This is a genomic window from Anabaenopsis sp. FSS-46 (genome assembly GCF_029891665.1).
GTDB lineage: Bacteria > Cyanobacteriota > Cyanobacteriia > Cyanobacteriales > Nostocaceae > Anabaenopsis > Anabaenopsis arnoldii.
The window spans coordinates 1-15,760 of sequence record NZ_JANQDG010000018.1 but is presented as its reverse complement, the minus strand read 5'-3'; the positions used below and the strand labels follow the sequence as shown (position 1 = coordinate 15,760).

The following is a 15,760-nucleotide window of genomic DNA, read 5'->3' as shown; positions in this document are numbered from 1 at the left end:
GGATTTATCAAGGATTTGACTTTTTGTCAAATGTTTAGTATGTATTTATATTAATTCCACATAATATATATGATTATAACAAATTATCACAAAAATTGACTCTACCAGGATTTAGTGTTACCTACATAGGGGGATTTTTCCTTAATGTTCTAAGAAGATGTTTGTCAATTCATGATGAGTGTATCAACTATTACTTGACCCCAACCTCTCCTTGCAAGGGTAGGTTTTTAATATGATCTGTGAAGGCAAGACTACCGAAGACAAGGAAGGAAAGTGGACAAGGAAGATTTTATACGGACAATGGTCTTTTAATGGGCTATTTTTCTTACTAAAAATACAGACTTTGTACTGTTTTTCTCCCTTGTCACCTTGTCCACCTTGTCCACCAAGTCTTTTCCTTGTAAGGGGAGGGGACTGGATTTTATTGTTTTTTTGTGTGTTCCCCAATCCTTCCCATTCCCTGTTCCCTAAGATAAAAATTACCTGTTGAAAACTTATCAAACAACCTCTAAGTATATAAGTATGGAATTAAAACTGACCAACTCACACCACTAATGGACTGAGCTAGCCAAGAATTATAAAATTCAAAAAAATATTTTAGTTAACTGACATGAGAAACAGAGAAGGAAACAAAAATTAAACCAGCAACCAAAATGCCGGCGGCAATTCCTAAAATGATATAGGTACGCTTTTGCTCGTTTGTGGGAGGTTCTGCTTGGTAAACTTTTGGTTCATTGGCAAAATTATTCAAACGGCCGCCTTCTTCGTTGGTATAGGGCATAAATTAATTCCTAATGATGATCTTTTATTCGTTTTATGTTACATAAACGCTATATTCGGCTTTCCTATTAATATACAAATCGTTACATTAGGGGTTCAATATCATCCAGAACCCCCAATTCTGCATTGCCTATTCTCTATTCTCTAATTAGTAATTGTTCCAGTCAGAGGTGAGCTAGCACTAGCGTAGGTTTTCAGGGGCATTCTGCCAGCCAGATATGCTAAACGCCCGGCTACTGCTGCTAAATTCATGGCTTGGGCCATGGCTGGAGGGGTTTGGGAAAGAGCGATGGCACTATTAATTAATAAGGCATCTGCACCTAATTCCATAGCCTGGGCTGCTTCGGATGGTGAGCCAATGCCCGCATCTACCACTACTGGTATCCGGGCATTTTCAATGATAATTTGAATATTAGCAGTTGTTTTCAACCCTTGTCCCGAACCAATGGGAGACGCTAAAGGCATAACTGTAGCACAGCCAACATCTTCGAGGCGCTTGGCTAACATGGGATCAGCATTGATGTAGGGTAGTACAGCAAAACCTTCTTTTACTAGCTGTTCGGCCGCTTGTAGCGTGCCAATCGGGTCAGGAAGTAAATATTTAGGATCAGGAATGACTTCTAATTTCACAAAATTGTTATCTTCCTGTCCCAACAGTTTCGCCATTTCCCGCCCCAAACGAGCCACGCGAATGGCTTCCTCGGCAGTTTCACAACCAGCAGTATTAGGTAACATCCAAATTTTTGTCCAATCCAGGGCTTGGGCTAAACCCTCATGTCCTGGGGCTTGAGTTTGCACCCGTCTAACTGCCACAGTGACAATTTGACAACCACTAGCAAGAATACTTTGCTGCATTTCTTGAATGCTGCGATACTTACCCGTTCCTGTCATCAAGCGGGATTGAAAAGTTTTACCGGCGATGACCAGTGGTGAATCTGTAGAGCGGTAATTGGTCTGCTCTTCAATAGGGAGCAGTGAATTGGGAGAATGACTGACCTGAGAGAAGTTAGCTGAGTGGGTAAACATGGGGGTAAAGGTAGATGACTGGCCATGAAAGCGCGAATAGTGGAAATTAGACAAGATCGGATCATATTTTTGCTGACATATCAAATCAGCAATTAATGCCGCGGTGATGGGTGCAAGCAGTATGCCATTACGATAATGACCTGTAGCCAAAGTTAAATTTTGACAGTGGCTACCCCCTAAAATAGGTAACTCATCGGGTGTAGCGGGACGAAATCCCCACCAGAATTCCTGGATGGGATAATCTTGTAATTGGGGATACAGTCTAATGGCTTGTTGAAGTAAGGTTTGAATAGCTGCGGGGGTGTTGTGGGGCGTAAAGCCCACATCTTCATTGGTTGCCCCAATGATTATAGAACGGTTTCGCCTCGGTACAATATAAATATTCTCTCCGAATAAAACCCGTGTTAGGGGCAATTCTGGGATAAATTCTGGTACTCCCACCCTCAGCATTTGCCCTTTGCGAGGACGCACAGGTAATGGTAATAATTCAGACGACCATGCACCTGTAGCTAAAACATAATGGGCAGCACGAATTATCCCTGTATTTGTTCTTACGCCAATAACTTCACCCTGCCGTTGTAAAAATGCTTCGACTTTCACCTGGTCTTTGAGTTGAACACCAAGGGATTGGGCAGCTGTCCAGAGTACATTTGCCAAAGCACGATTATCAACTTGTCCGTCCTCAGGATACCACCAACCACCAACTACTTCTGCTGTTAATCCTGACTGATATTGGTGAATTGCTGCTTGATCTCGCCAGTATGGGGACTGATGGGTGGGTATTCCCAAAGCATCTACTTTCTCCACTTGTCCTTGATAAACTGGTGCTAATATCCCGCAAGGCCAGTAACCAGTATTTAAACCGGTTAATTGTTCGAGTTTATCAGTCCAGTCTGAATATAAGGCACACGATCGCCGACACAAAAAGCCCATTGCTTGATTGTCGATCTTTTCCGCATCTGGTGCTAACATCCCGGCTGCAGCCTGGGTAGATGCAGCCTGAAAATCACGGCAAAGCACGGTAACTGAGGCTCCGCGCAACTTCAATTCCACGGACAGGCTTAAGCCAATGGCACCGCCACCAATAATTAAAACGTCACTAGTCATTAGTCATTTATCATTAGCTATTTACAATTAGTACATAACTAATAACTCATAACTAAACCATCATACCCTCATCACCCTGAAAGACTATCCAGCCTTACCACAAAGCTCGAATTGGTCGCTGACTTGTTGTGGTAGGGGAAGAAGAGGTAGCTGACTGGACACCGGTACTTCTGCTACTTGATAAAGTCTCAGAAGTTGAAGATGAATCATTACTTCTGGAAACGCTAGTCCTGGGAGGGGGAGAAAAACTATCCTGAGCAACGTCACCCCTGCTGGGAGTGGGTCTATCGTTGCTTGTGCTCCTGCTAGGAGAAGAGCTATTAACATTAATATTAGCAGGGAGTACCCTGGATGTTTTGCCATCCGTAACATCATTACCGGCGGTTTCTTGTCCACCTATGGGAAAGTTGATACCCAACAATGTACCAACCAAAATTGCCAAGCCTCCGCCCATGAGAATTATTGGAGTCCATCTACCCATCTTAATCTTTATCTCCTTTTTTAACCTAACCTTATGGTGTCCATAGCATTTGAGGACTAAATAGAATAAGCTCGAATTTTGCGAATTTCACATCCCCCATTAGCTTATATTGACTTTTCTTAGGCAGTGCCGTTGTAGGAGAATGGAGAGGTGGGCTGCTGGCTTTGTCTGAAACCACTAGCAGTCGCTCCTAAATGGAAACCAAAAAGATCACACTGCCAGTCTTCGAGGTCGGACACCTTACCTTCTACCTTGACCGCACAGTTACCACAAATGGGAATTCCTCCCCCAGTGATTACCTTAGTACCAGCATTGTAGAGGTGAATACTCTTGAGGAGCAAAATTCGACCTAATTGATCTACCCCAGTAGAAATCAATTGTCTTAGCTTGATAGTTTCAACCTTGGGCATACCTGAATTCCCAAATTTGCCTTTTGTTATATATTGACACATTGCTACTCATTGTCCCGCAACTCGCAGTTTTATGACCACAGACCCATCACCTCAACTTTGGCTATATGACACCACGCTAAGAGATGGCACTCAGCGCGAAGGTCTATCACTTTCTATAGAAGATAAAATACGCATTGCCCGTAGATTAGACCAGATGGGAGTTCCCTTCATCGAAGGTGGTTGGCCTGGCGCCAATCCCAAAGATGTTGAATTCTTCTGGCAACTGCGCGAATACCCGCTTAAAAAAGCAGAAATTGTGGCTTTTTGTTCCACACGCCGCCCTCATAGTACCGCTAAAACTGAAAGCCTGCTGCAACCAATTCTGAATGCTGGGACTCGTTGGGTGACAGTTTTTGGTAAATCTTGGGATTTACACGTTACAGCCGGTCTCAACACGACTTTAGCAGAAAACCTAGCCATGATTCGTGATACTATCGAGTATCTTTGTTCTCAAGGGCGACGCGTCATTTATGATGCAGAACACTGGTTTGATGGCTACAAGCACAATCAAGATTATGCCTTACAGACATTAGAAACCGCGATCGCATCGGGCGCCCAATGGCTAGTTCTGTGTGATACCAATGGCGGTACTTTACCCCACGAAATTAGTCAAATTGTCACATCAGTTATTAGTCATCTTTCGTTAGCCGCTAATCAACAACCAATCCCCCTTGGCATCCACACTCATAATGATTCCGGTACAGCAGTAGCTAACGCCCTAGCCGCCGTCATGGCAGGTGCAAAAATGGTACAAGGAACAATTAACGGCTACGGCGAACGCTGTGGTAATGCTAACCTGTGCGAATTAATTCCCAATCTACAACTCAAGCTTGGTTATAGCTGTATCTCAGAACACCAGCTAAATCAACTTACAGAAACAAGTCGTTTTGTGAGTGAGGTGGTCAACCTTGCCCCCGATGAACACGCGCCCTTTGTAGGAAGTTCGGCCTTTGCACACAAAGGTGGCATCCACGTGTCAGCCGTAGAACGTAATCCCCTGACTTACGAACACATTCAACCAGAACAAGTTGGTAACCGTCGCCGCATAGTAATTTCCGAACAATCTGGGTTGAGTAATGTGTTAGCCAAAGCTCGTACTTTTGGCATTGAACTAGATAAAGACCAACCAGCCGCTCGACAAATTCTGCAACGCCTCAAGGAATTAGAAAGTCAAGGATACCAATTTGAAGCAGCAGAGGCGAGTTTTGCACTGTTGATGTACGAGGCCTTGGGTAATCGTCAGCAGTTCTTTGAGGTCAAAGGCTTTCAAGTACATTGTGATTTAGTTGAAGGTAAAGAAACTAACAATGCCCTAGCGACCGTTAAAATAGCTGTGAACGGGGAAAACATTTTGGAAGCAGCAGAAGGAAACGGACCAGTAGCCGCGTTGGATACGGCTTTACGCAAAGCCTTGGTCAACTTTTATCCCCAAGTTGCCACCTTTGAACTAACCGATTATAAAGTCAGGATTCTCAACGGACATACAGGTACTACAGCTAAAACACGTGTATTAGTAGAATCAGGCACTGGTTATGAACGCTGGACTACTATAGGAGTTTCACCCAACATTTTGGCAGCATCCTATCAAGCAGTGGTAGAGGGATTGGAATATGGTTTGTTGTTACATCACGTCCCACTTAACCTTGAAAACTTGTAAATGAACGGAAATAATCATTATTACCCATTCCATCCCATTTTCTAGATAACTTCGTTATTTAGAATGGGATAATTCATCGCGTAGTCAGCACAGAAAACAAGAATGAACTACCCACAGTTCGTTTTTAGCAAAACTTTCTGTAGATTTTTGTCGCTTCTTTGCCCCTACTTGCCGCGATGCGGTAGAGCTAGACGAATGTGCGACTACGAAGCCAGTTCCTGACTCCGGTAGAATTCCTTTTGCCCAGTAAAGCATTACTTGTGCAGCGGCAATGTCGCGGTCTTGTATATAACCACAAATAGCACAATTATGCACCCTCATGCGCCTAAAAAGTAATTGGAACTTACTCAAATCCCCTCTGCACTCTCTGAACTACGTTCAGATACATTTGAGAGGTTTTCGTAACTTGATATCGTAGGACTATATATCAAGTGGGCGATTTTCTTAACTCACTTATGTCAATATAAGTATAGTTTTGTCTATAAAATAGTCAGATTAGGACTAGCTCAAAACTTATCAAACATCCTCTAAGATGAGTAAGCGGGGGAATCAAAACTTTATCCCCATTCCCACAGGGCGACTAATTGAACGCCTTAAACAACTTTGTCTAGAATATGGGATAAAATTAACAGTTACTGAGGCAGCGTATACATCAAAAGCGTCTTACCTGGATGGCGATCGCCTCTACAAACATGGTGAAAAACCCAACGGATGGAAACCGTCAGGTCAAAGGGTAAAACAGGGATTGTACAAAACTTCTACGGGGATACTGGTAAACGCTGACTGTAACGGTGCCGCGAATATCTTAACAAAAGTAGCCACACAGCTAAGTGTTAGCCTAGCCAAGGTGGGTAGGGGAGCCTTGACACTCCCAAGACGAGTTGATTTATTTAAGGGATTAAGTAAATCATATCGTAAACGTTGCGTAGCACGGCTTGGTCCTGCGTAGCAACATCGGTTTAGAATCCCCTGTGTTTCAACCAGGGGGAGATGTCAACACCAGATGTCAGCAAACAATGATCACAGAAATACTTTATTTAGAAATTCCCACACCCGAAAGCACCCCTGTACTAACTTGGCTGCAAACTGACTTTGAACCGGGTTTTGGGGAAAAATTGCTCACCCCCGATGGTTTTCGCTTGAAAATACTCACAATCAACAAAAATCCACCAGGGGAAGATACAAAAAAAATACCGCCCGAACTTTCTGTATTCCTCTGGTCAGTACAGCGAACCACTTATCTCAAAGTGTTTCGTTGGGCAAATCAGCCGCCCTATGGACTTTCAATCAGAGAAAAAGAAATTGTGCAACGTCTGACTAATCAAATGCGGGAAAAATTTCCGCATAAATATCCCGAGCCTCCGGGTATTGATGCCCAAACATCGATTTTTGATGCACTAGCAACCTCTTACCCCCTCACAGTTAAATATTTTCAGCGCATGCCCAATGGCGAATATGATCTCAATCGTGCCTATTGGTGGGAGCAAAAATGGCGGGAAGGAGTACGTAATCCTCAAAAACCCCGACAGGTAGTTTTTAGCGGCTCGCCAGAGTCGCAGGGCGTGACATCTTCCTCCTCCCCTATGTATGACTTAATCTACATCGGCGGCGCATTAGGCGTAATTCATGCCGCTGTCATGGCCAAATTGGGATATAAAGTCTTGCTGGTGGAACGTTTGCCTTTTGGGCGGATGAATCGAGAATGGAATATTTCTCGTGATGAACTTGAAAGCTTAATTCATTTGGGTTTACTAACACCTAGCGAGTTAGAAACTTTAATTGTCCGGGAATACAAAGACGGATTCAATAAATTTTTTGATGGCAATAATCCCCCAAAATTGCGATCGCCCATCTTGCATACACCCACAGTATTAAATATAGCCCTAGACTCCGATAGATTACTGCAAATGTGTGGGCAAAAACTACGAGACGCTGGCGGTGAAATCTGGGATGAAACAGAGTTCATACGTGCCGATATCAACTCAACCCAAGTTGTGATTACAGTCAAGGATTTACCGAGTCAAAATCAGCAGCAAGTCAGCGGGCGATTATTAATTGATGCCATGGGAACGGCCTCGCCCATCGCTTGGCAATTAAATGGCGGTCGTGCTTTTGACAGTGTATGTCCGACAGTGGGAGCAGTCATATCGGGGGGATTTGACCCAGGGGTTTGGGATTCCCAATATGGTGATGTACTTTACAGCCATGGAGATATTTCTAGAGGAAGACAGTTAATCTGGGAATTATTTCCGGGATCTGGCGACGAATTGACAATTTATTTATTTCATTACCATGAAGTCAATGAATCTAACCCTGGTTCCTTGCTGGAAATGTATGAAGACTTTTTCACCATCTTGCCAGAGTATCGGCGCTGTGACCTAGATAAACTAGAGTGGAAAAAGCCGACATTTGGATATATACCTGGACATTTTAGTATAGGAAGTAGCGATCGCACCATCGCCTTTGATCGATTAATTGCCATTGGTGATGCCGCATCCCTCCAGTCTCCTCTGGTGTTCACCGGTTTTGGTTCCTTAATTCGCAACTTAAACCGTTTAACAACACTTTTAGATACAGCCCTCAAGCATGACCTGCTCAGTTTGCGCCATTTAAACAGAATTCGCGCCTACCAAAGTAATGTTGCCGTAACTTGGCTATTTTCTAAAGGAATGATGGTTCCCACGGGGAAATTTTTGCCCCCCCAACGGATTAACTCCATGCTGAATACCTTCTTCGGGCTGTTAGCACATGAACCACCAGAAATAGCAGATAATTTCATTAAAGATAAATGTGATTGGTGGACTTTCAACCGACTAGCACTCAAAGCAGCTCGCAAAAATCCAGCCCTGCTGTTATGGATTTGGCAACTAGCTGGATTCAAAGATTTAGTCCGCTGGATGGGTAATTATTTTAATTTTGGTCTTCATTCCTTAGTCAGTGCTTTACTGAGTGGATGGTTCCCGCATTTCTTGCTGCAAACCCAACCCTGGCTGGAATCACGCCATCCTGCACTATGGTTCCGGCTCTTGGCGATTAACTACGCGATCGCTGCTGGTAAAAAAGGAACAAAAAATCAGTTAGCAATGAATAATTCAGATGCCATTATTCCAAAATCAGAAGCAAAAATTCTGTAGCTTGGGTGGCAAAGCGATGTAACCCTGGGTAAAGCCAATTCACAAATCTGATTTTGCTGTATTACCCCCGGCTTACTGTTCTCTTAACTCACTATTACTGATAGTTATTATCTTGAGTATTCCTCGATAAAATCGGTAGTTCTACTGATAATAAAGACCTGCGCACTTTTGGATCGCGCTGGCGATTAACTAGGGGTGATGGTGATTTCGCATCGTTGGCGTAATCTCCAAAATCATTTGAGGTGGAATCGGGTTTATACAATCGTGAGTTTTCTAACAAATATTTTTCCCATTCTATGGGTTGCCTAGGGGAGCTATCAGGCAAAGTGTAGGACTCTGGGGAATGTTCTTCTGTTGGAAGTATTTCCAATTGCTGATTGTCCTTTGTGGGATACTGGGGGCTATCACTTTCCCTAGTTGTGTCCATACTCTCCCAGATAGGTGCCACCGTTTCATTGCTGTCTACATTCATCTCAGCAGGGGCCAGTGAGGCAGATTCTGGCTCACTAGTAAAAAACAATTGGATTAGAGTATCCAATTGAGTATCTAGCTTTGATGAATCTACAGATGAAATACTTTCTGATGTACTCGCAGAGTCTTCCAGTGGAGCAGATGGTTGTGTGGGCGCTGGTTCTTCCAGAGAGGGAGCCAGCCTGTCTTGCTGAATTGATGGAGAATTATCACTCCTAGATGGAGGTGAGGCAGATAGATTGCTGCAGGGGTCTATAGATTGATTCCCAGAAGAATCAAATTGGTCTGTGAAAGATTCTGATTCTGCTGACCAGGGTCGAATAGGTTGGACATTAGGCAACAAAGACCGAGCCTTTCGGGAAAATCTCGTTTGGTGGTTGGCTGTATAGTCTGAGGAATCATTAACCACCGGTGTCTCTAGGCATTTTTCGAGAGCGGCTTTGAATTGCAGGGTCTGGCGTTGTTGTCGCATGAGCCTACTATGTAGCTCTCGACAAGCATTTTCCGATTGCAATACCTGTTGAGACTGTTCGTTATAGTTAGTTTGCAGCAGCGCACATTCTCGCTCTAATTTAGCCAGGCGTTGTTGGCTAATGTGTAATTCTGCCTTATAAGTTTCAATATAGTTTCCTTGGCGTTGAATGGTTTGTACAGCCGTTTCTAACTCTTGGAATAGAGATTTAATTTGTTGTTGAGCCGCGGCCAGTTCTTGCGTGTGTTGGTTCAACATTGACTCGGCGACACTAGAACGCCTTTTCTGCCACTGCAAAGCCTTTTCTGATTCAGCCAGCTGATCTTTGAGATGCTCCAGCTGCTGATACAAGTCATTATTTGCCCCTCGCAATTCTTCATTCAATGCCTGTAGAGAAATTGTATGCAACTGCTCTACATTTTCACTATCCACAAGTATTTCTTGTTGACTGTTAGGCGTCTCCACCCAGTTTGAGGGGTTTTTATTTGTCTGGGAGTCAGGAGTGTGTACTTCTGGCTCTGCTTCTACCGCAGGTGTGAGGATCTGCAATTGTGTATTTGCCATATTGTCAGGAGGTACAATGGAGTAAAATGGGCAGATTAGCCGTTATGGCTACGCCATGCCAGCTATCGGTTGTCGTGAATTATCAAAGTTTAGGGATTCCATTTCAGCTATGACCAATTCCTTCAGGGTTAGGGTTCCTATGGTCTAGTCCACGCCAGCTATCAGCCAGGGGTGAGTGACAACATTACCGATCCAAAAAAGCTAACTAATGCTAACAAAAGTCTGCTTTTTTTTCCTGTTTCACCCTAGAAGTGTCGGCACTATCTAGTCCACAGGCTAACACGGTCAATTTGGCCGCTTCTTGTTTTAAATTCATCGCCGCGTTGAAATCTCTGTCAATCTCAAAGCCACAACTATCACATTTAAACACTCTTTGAGATAATGGCAGTGATGATTTTTTCTCTCCACAACTTGAGCAGGTCTTACTACTGGGATAAAATCTATCCACAATTACTAACTTACTGCCATACAGTTGTGTTTTGTATTCTAGCTGTCTTCTAAATTCATAAAAGCCCATATCGGCAATAGCTTTTGCTAATTTACCAGCTAACATCCCCGACACATTCAAATCTTCTATCCCTATAACCGCGTGGTTTTTGCTAATATAGGTGGTGATTTTGTGTAATGTATCTTTTCTGGTATTAGCTATTTTTTGGTGTAGTCTTGCTATTTTGATTTGGGCTTTTCTATAATTATTTGAACGTCTGAGTTGATGACGGTTCAAGTATTGCATTCTTGCTAATTTAGCTTCAGACTTATTATAACTTTTTACCCCATTGAATATTTCTCCTGTTGATAACGTTGCTAGATGATTTATTCCTAAATCAACTCCTACAAAGTCTTGATTTTTGGGTGTTGAATTTGGGTTTACCTCCAGTTTCCACGAGATAAACCACTTATCAGCTTGTTTACTGATGGTGACAGATTTCGGTTTATATCCAGTCGGGAGAATTTCATAAGTTTTTATCCAACCAATTACGGGTACTTTGATTTTTCTATAATCAATTTTTATTGCACCATCTATGGTAAAAGAATCATGTCTCCCTTTTTTCTTAAATTTAGGAAAGCCTTTACTTTTTTTGAAGAAGGATTTAAAGGCATCTGACAGATATCTTAATGCGTATTGAGGGGCGCATTTAGAAACTTGATAATACCAAGGAAGGGTAGATTTAATGGCTGCTACTAACCATTTATGTAAATCTATAGCTGTGGGAAATTTGATTTTGTCTTGAGGATTAAGTTTGTTATGTAATAATACCTGTTGACAAAGTGCTAACCCTTGATTCCAAGCGTGTCTGGCTACTCCTGCGTGTTGTCCCAGTAGTAGTCGTTGTTGCTTGTTGACTTTGAGTTGGGTTTTGAATCCTAGTAGCATACAGTGATTTTACTATAATTCTGTCACCAAGCGAAAAGATGACAGGAAATTTTGAGCAAATGTGTGTGTTTGTGAGTATTAGTTAAGAAAACAGTAACTAGCTACTAACCCTCTGGCTAGGCCACAAAAGCTATCAGAATCACGGCAGATTTTAGTGTAAACACTACCAATATACAGGGTTGATGACGGATTGTGAGAAATGATTTTCAGTTACTTGACTTTTATTCACATTTATGAATGTTATTTATTTTATCCTTCAAGGCAACCAACGGGGATGAAATCCTACGAAAGGTAGTTTCTCTGGTTTGATTGTGGTCTGTGACGTATCATCCATAGGCAATAAAGGCATTAACCACAGGCTACTAGTAGCGATCGCTTCTCCATCTTGTGTTTTGAGTACACTTGCAGATAAGGGCTGCTGATCTACTTGTGCTGTTACTTGATCAAAGAGCAAGCCTAAACCATCTGGTGCTAAACTCATTTGCACGTTCCGCTGTTCAGTGGGTAGTAATAATAGTGGTTTTTGTTCTCCAGTTTTCAGGTCAATTGCGACTACATAAGGCTGTTCTATATATTCTTCATCAGATATGAGCTGTGTCAGCAAGCAATAGAGAGTTGGTGAAGCTGGGTCAAATTGGCAGTTGTGAATAGAACCCGTGGTTTTTAACAAGGGTTTCTGGATGCCTTGATTGGTTACCAAAAATAAGTCCCTTGTATAATCTGTATTGAATTTGACCATTGCTGCTTGAGAGCCATCTTTGGAAAAAGACTGTACTAACCCGAACTGTGGGAGGTAGTCCAAAGGTTTGCTGGCATCATTTTGTATTGGTAAAATCGCCGCCCCTTGACCTTGAGCAACTGCGACGGCTTGACTATCAGGAGTGATCATAAAGTCTCCCCCTGGTTCACTTTTGAGGCGTTGGGGGGTGGGTCTTTCTCTGGTATTGCTAGTGCTGGGCATAAACCATAACCCAAAATCGCTGGGATTATTTTTGTTGCCGCGTTGAACCACAACTGTTTTACCATCTGGGGATAAGTCAAATTTGAGGTTTTGATATTGCTTGTTGTCTAACAGCAGGTCCATTCTACCTGGTGGTTCTGCTGGTGTTTCAGGTTGTGCAGAAATACCTGTGGTTACAGTATATAATTGAGCCGAGAGTAAGTCTGGGTTATTTTTGGTGCGAGCCAAAAATAAGATTTTTTCCCCATCTGGAAATGGCTTAAAGTCCATGACAATCAGGTCTTTGGGGGTAAGTATGTTTTTTTTCTCTTGAGTTAAGTTGTAAAGAACTAACTGACCTTGATGTTCTGCATCGGACCCTATGTAAATAATCACGCGATCGCGGGATCTAAAGTTACCAACAAAGGGGTGGATAACGCGATTTTTCCCTTCTTGTATAGCAAACCTATCTCTGGCATCTTGCAACAGCACTTGATAATTTGTACCATAGGGTGCTGGTGTGAGTAGTGTATAAACCATGCGCCGGCCTGCCCAACTAATTTTACCTGCTAGGGGCGGTTCAATTCTCAAGTTTTCCTCGACGCTTTGAACGTCCATAGGGCGGCTAAAGTTGAGAGTGAAGGCAATATCATCTGCTCCGATTTGTTGATTTTCCCAGGTAAATTCCCGGACACTAGCTGCAACCAGATCACCTTTAAGTATCATGAATCCAATCAGGAGACTCACTAGCAGCATCAGTGAAATCGCCACGCGATCTAGTGGTTGGATCAATGTCTTGGATGTAGCCATTTTTCAGTGATTAAGTATTAATAACTATAAGGATTCCGAGGTTGGGGAATTTCTTTAATGGAAGTAGCAGCAATAGTCAGGTTACGTTTACCAGCGAGAGTTTCTGTGATCATTTTTCCTTCTACTTCCAGCCAAGTGTCAGGGGGATAGCGCTCTTGATTTTCTGGTAGTTTGACTGGCAATCCTACAGGATAGGCATCTGCGGCACAACAAGTAAGCACAAATCGCGCCAGAAAAATATAGTTTTCTCCTATGTTGGGTGGATGAACCACAAATCCCTGAACTTTGGCATTTTGACCTGTATATGAATCTGGTTCTGGGTAAACGTTAAGTGTCCGCGCCCAATCCACAAGTGAGCGATCTTCTGGGCGAATAGAAGGGCGAAAGGACTGGGGTTGAACGCGTCCGGTGGATAATAAATCAGTCACACCCAGCTGTATGGCGGTGTCGCTAGCAAAAACCCGGGGTGTAATCATTAAACCCAAAATCGCAACTGTTAATAATAAAGCACTACCCCATCCAGGGGGAAATAAGTTCATGTGCTGAATATTCGATGTATTAGCCAGGCGGCGTTTTCGCCAAATCTCCCGCATCTTCAACAACCCAATAATCAGGAAAGCTATACCACAACCAATGACTAAACCAAAGAAATTGGGGTGAATCAACAAGTACAATTTACCTGATAGCCAGTATTGCAGCATCAAAATCCCCCAACTGGTGATCGCTAAAGCATCTAGCGAGGGGAATAAGATATTTTGCAGAGGAATTTTGGTTTTTTTAGCCATTTTTCAACAGTGATAATTCAGTAGTCAGTGGAGAAGAAAAAACCTACTGACAACTTAATAAAGTACAAGGTTCAAAGCACATATAAGTTCATGAACAGGGTGAATAAAAATGTTAATTGTGCGGCTAAAGCAAATAAGTAGAATATAGTTTTGGGATGAAAAACAGTTAACATTAATCCCACACTTTTAATGTCAACCATAGGGCCAAATACTAAAAATGCCAACAGGGAACCACTACTAAAAGCCGAGGCGAATGACAGGGCGAAAAATGAATCGACGGTGGAACAGATGGATACAACTGCAGCTAATATCAGCATGACTACAATTGAGCTAACCTGTCCCGCACCCAGGCTGAGGATTAATTCACGAGGAGCAAATACTTGCACAGAAGCGGCGATCGCGCTGCCTAAAATCATGACGCCGCCTAGTTCTCGCAATTCTTGGATGAGATTATCCAAAACTAGTTGTAGTTTATCCATCACAGATTTACCGGAACTGACAGGTGGGTTCGTGGCTGGTAATAAGTTAGAATCTAACCGTGTGGTAAGTCCTGCTTTTCCTCCTAAAATATAAGTTCCGGATTTCAACGCACTGGTGAATCTGCTTGGTTTTACGTAACCTCTACCAGGGACTTCAGTGTCTGATTTCCCTGGTGGGTTAAATTTGAGATAACGAGCGATCGCTGGCTGAACAAGGGGACTTATATCTTTTTGAAAACTGAAAACCATGCCAATAATTACGGCGATTAATAGAGAAAATACCACTCGTAAAACTACTATTTCTGGCTGGTCTCGAAAGGCTAACCAAGTTGCCCAAATCACAATTGGGTTAATCGTCGGTGCTGCTAGTAAAAAACCAATAGCCACGGGTGTGGGGACTCCCTGCATCAGCAACCGCCGTGCTACGGGGACATTACCGCACTCACACACCGGAAACATAAAACCGATGAGACTACCTGCTAAAGCGCCTAGAAAGGGGTTTTTAGGCATTCTGGCTACTAATTGCCGCTCGTCGATAAAAATTAGCAGCACACTGGAGAATAAAACTCCCAACAGCAAAAATGGCATCGCCTCGACTAGCAAACTCAGAAATATAGTGAAACCATTGTTCAGTTGATTCATGGGTGTCGCAGTCAAAAGCGTTTGAAAGTTTTTACGTTATGTTTAAACATTGTATCGGAATGGGGATCAAAAGCATCTATGGGTAAGTTAAGCTTATGGGAACAGGAAAGTAGTGTTTTGTTTCTAGTTACCCTTAAGGGATGATGAAGGCTAGGGAGTTGTGGATAGTTTTGCTCAAATCTGTGCATTTACTGAATGCTGACTGATAGTCAGATTGTCCCCTTGCTTAAATTGTTCCGAGTTTGGGGGAATAAACATCTAGGCGAGTGAGATTTGATAGACTAATGTTTATACTTGGTTTGAGCTACTGGCTCAGGATGTCATCTTACCTGAAATTTCATAAACTGTTCATACTGTTTAAATATTCCGCATTAACATCTCCCCTCCTTGAAAGCTCTGGGGTGTACACACAAAAAATTAAATTACTTCAAATCCTTGTAAAACTCTAGGACTTACGCATTGACAAAAAACATGATCTATGATGGCTAGATCATGCGATCGCTATTAAGATTAGCAAAAATATGCTCACGGACAACAGAAGTAAATAGATTCCTCTGTACTTCATACCAATTGCTAATTATATTT

General features: G+C 42.7%; 13 protein-coding genes. 3 read left to right on the top strand and 10 right to left on the bottom strand.

Annotation, left to right across the window (positions count from 1 at the left end):
• Nucleotides 1-601 precede the first annotated feature (601 nt).
• The 4 genes from NWP21_RS02095 to NWP21_RS02080 all read right to left on the bottom strand — a co-directional run bounded on the left by NWP21_RS02095 (nucleotide 602) and on the right by NWP21_RS02080 (nucleotide 3,804).
• Nucleotides 602-781 carry a ssl1498 family light-harvesting-like protein gene (locus tag NWP21_RS02095; protein ID WP_280791427.1) on the bottom strand — a complete coding sequence of 60 codons (180 nt, stop codon included), beginning with the start codon at nucleotides 779-781 and terminating at the stop codon, nucleotides 602-604.
• Nucleotides 782-924: 143 nt separating this feature from the next.
• A complete protein-coding gene (thiO, locus tag NWP21_RS02090) occupies nucleotides 925-2,913 on the bottom strand; it encodes a glycine oxidase ThiO (protein WP_280791426.1) in 1,989 nt (662 codons plus the stop codon).
• Nucleotides 2,914-2,997: 84 nt separating this feature from the next.
• On the bottom strand, nucleotides 2,998-3,309 hold the full coding sequence (locus NWP21_RS02085) for a hypothetical protein (protein ID WP_348519745.1): 312 nt from the start codon (nucleotides 3,307-3,309) through the stop codon (nucleotides 2,998-3,000).
• Between the two features lie 204 nt (nucleotides 3,310-3,513).
• Entirely contained in the window at nucleotides 3,514-3,804 is a 291-nt protein-coding gene (locus NWP21_RS02080) for a hypothetical protein (RefSeq protein ID WP_280791424.1), read from the bottom strand.
• 73 nt (nucleotides 3,805-3,877) lie between these two features.
• Between NWP21_RS02080 and cimA the strand changes: the two genes are divergently transcribed.
• On the top strand, nucleotides 3,878-5,503 hold the full coding sequence (gene cimA, locus NWP21_RS02075) for a citramalate synthase (RefSeq protein WP_280791423.1): 1,626 nt from the start codon (nucleotides 3,878-3,880) through the stop codon (nucleotides 5,501-5,503).
• Nucleotides 5,504-5,587: 84 nt separating this feature from the next.
• On the opposite strand, the gene NWP21_RS02070 is transcribed toward cimA, so the two are convergent.
• Nucleotides 5,588-5,818: a hypothetical protein gene (locus NWP21_RS02070; protein ID WP_280791422.1), complete on the bottom strand. Its 231-nt coding sequence runs from the start codon at nucleotides 5,816-5,818 to the stop codon at nucleotides 5,588-5,590.
• Between the two features lie 217 nt (nucleotides 5,819-6,035).
• Here NWP21_RS02070 and NWP21_RS02065 point away from each other — a divergent pair, with 217 nt between their 5' ends.
• A complete protein-coding gene (locus tag NWP21_RS02065) occupies nucleotides 6,036-6,452 on the top strand; it encodes a zinc ribbon domain-containing protein (protein WP_348519744.1) in 417 nt (138 codons plus the stop codon).
• A 70-nt stretch (nucleotides 6,453-6,522) separates the two neighbouring features.
• A complete protein-coding gene (locus tag NWP21_RS02060) occupies nucleotides 6,523-8,637 on the top strand; it encodes a flavin-dependent dehydrogenase (RefSeq protein ID WP_280791435.1) in 2,115 nt (704 codons plus the stop codon).
• A gap of 94 nt (nucleotides 8,638-8,731) precedes the next feature.
• Here NWP21_RS02060 and NWP21_RS02055 read toward each other — a convergent pair whose 3' ends face one another.
• The 5 genes from NWP21_RS02055 to NWP21_RS02035 form a co-directional block, all read right to left on the bottom strand.
• The gene (locus NWP21_RS02055; RefSeq protein ID WP_280791421.1) at nucleotides 8,732-10,144 is read right to left on the bottom strand and encodes a hypothetical protein; all 1,413 of its coding nucleotides are present in this window, start codon (nucleotides 10,142-10,144) and stop codon (nucleotides 8,732-8,734) included.
• 211 nt (nucleotides 10,145-10,355) lie between these two features.
• A complete protein-coding gene (locus NWP21_RS02050) occupies nucleotides 10,356-11,519 on the bottom strand; it encodes a transposase (RefSeq protein ID WP_280791420.1) in 1,164 nt (387 codons plus the stop codon).
• Between the two features lie 256 nt (nucleotides 11,520-11,775).
• Nucleotides 11,776-13,269, bottom strand: coding sequence for a hypothetical protein (locus NWP21_RS02045; RefSeq protein ID WP_280791419.1), 1,494 nt, complete (start codon nucleotides 13,267-13,269; stop codon nucleotides 11,776-11,778).
• Between the two features lie 17 nt (nucleotides 13,270-13,286).
• Nucleotides 13,287-14,054, bottom strand: coding sequence for a TIGR03943 family protein (locus NWP21_RS02040; protein WP_280791418.1), 768 nt, complete (start codon nucleotides 14,052-14,054; stop codon nucleotides 13,287-13,289).
• Nucleotides 14,055-14,125: 71 nt separating this feature from the next.
• Nucleotides 14,126-15,175 carry a permease gene (locus tag NWP21_RS02035; protein WP_280791417.1) on the bottom strand — a complete coding sequence of 350 codons (1,050 nt, stop codon included), beginning with the start codon at nucleotides 15,173-15,175 and terminating at the stop codon, nucleotides 14,126-14,128.
• Nucleotides 15,176-15,760: the final 585 nt, after the last annotated feature.

Excerpts from the sequence above, each read along its gene's own strand:
- NWP21_RS02055 (WP_280791421.1), bottom strand. The coding sequence starts at position 10,144 with ATGGCAAATACACAATTGCAGATCCTCACACCTGCGGTAGAAGCAGAG.
- NWP21_RS02095 (WP_280791427.1), bottom strand. The coding sequence starts at position 781 with ATGCCCTATACCAACGAAGAAGGCGGCCGTTTGAATAATTTTGCCAAT.
- NWP21_RS02035 (WP_280791417.1), bottom strand. The coding sequence starts at position 15,175 with ATGAATCAACTGAACAATGGTTTCACTATATTTCTGAGTTTGCTAGTC.
- NWP21_RS02050 (WP_280791420.1), bottom strand. The coding sequence starts at position 11,519 with ATGCTACTAGGATTCAAAACCCAACTCAAAGTCAACAAGCAACAACGA.
- cimA (WP_280791423.1), top strand. The coding sequence starts at position 3,878 with ATGACCACAGACCCATCACCTCAACTTTGGCTATATGACACCACGCTA.
- thiO (WP_280791426.1), bottom strand. The coding sequence starts at position 2,913 with ATGACTAGTGACGTTTTAATTATTGGTGGCGGTGCCATTGGCTTAAGC.
- NWP21_RS02040 (WP_280791418.1), bottom strand. The coding sequence starts at position 14,054 with ATGGCTAAAAAAACCAAAATTCCTCTGCAAAATATCTTATTCCCCTCG.
- NWP21_RS02045 (WP_280791419.1), bottom strand. The coding sequence starts at position 13,269 with ATGGCTACATCCAAGACATTGATCCAACCACTAGATCGCGTGGCGATT.
- NWP21_RS02080 (WP_280791424.1), bottom strand. The coding sequence starts at position 3,804 with ATGCCCAAGGTTGAAACTATCAAGCTAAGACAATTGATTTCTACTGGG.
- NWP21_RS02065 (WP_348519744.1), top strand. The coding sequence starts at position 6,036 with ATGAGTAAGCGGGGGAATCAAAACTTTATCCCCATTCCCACAGGGCGA.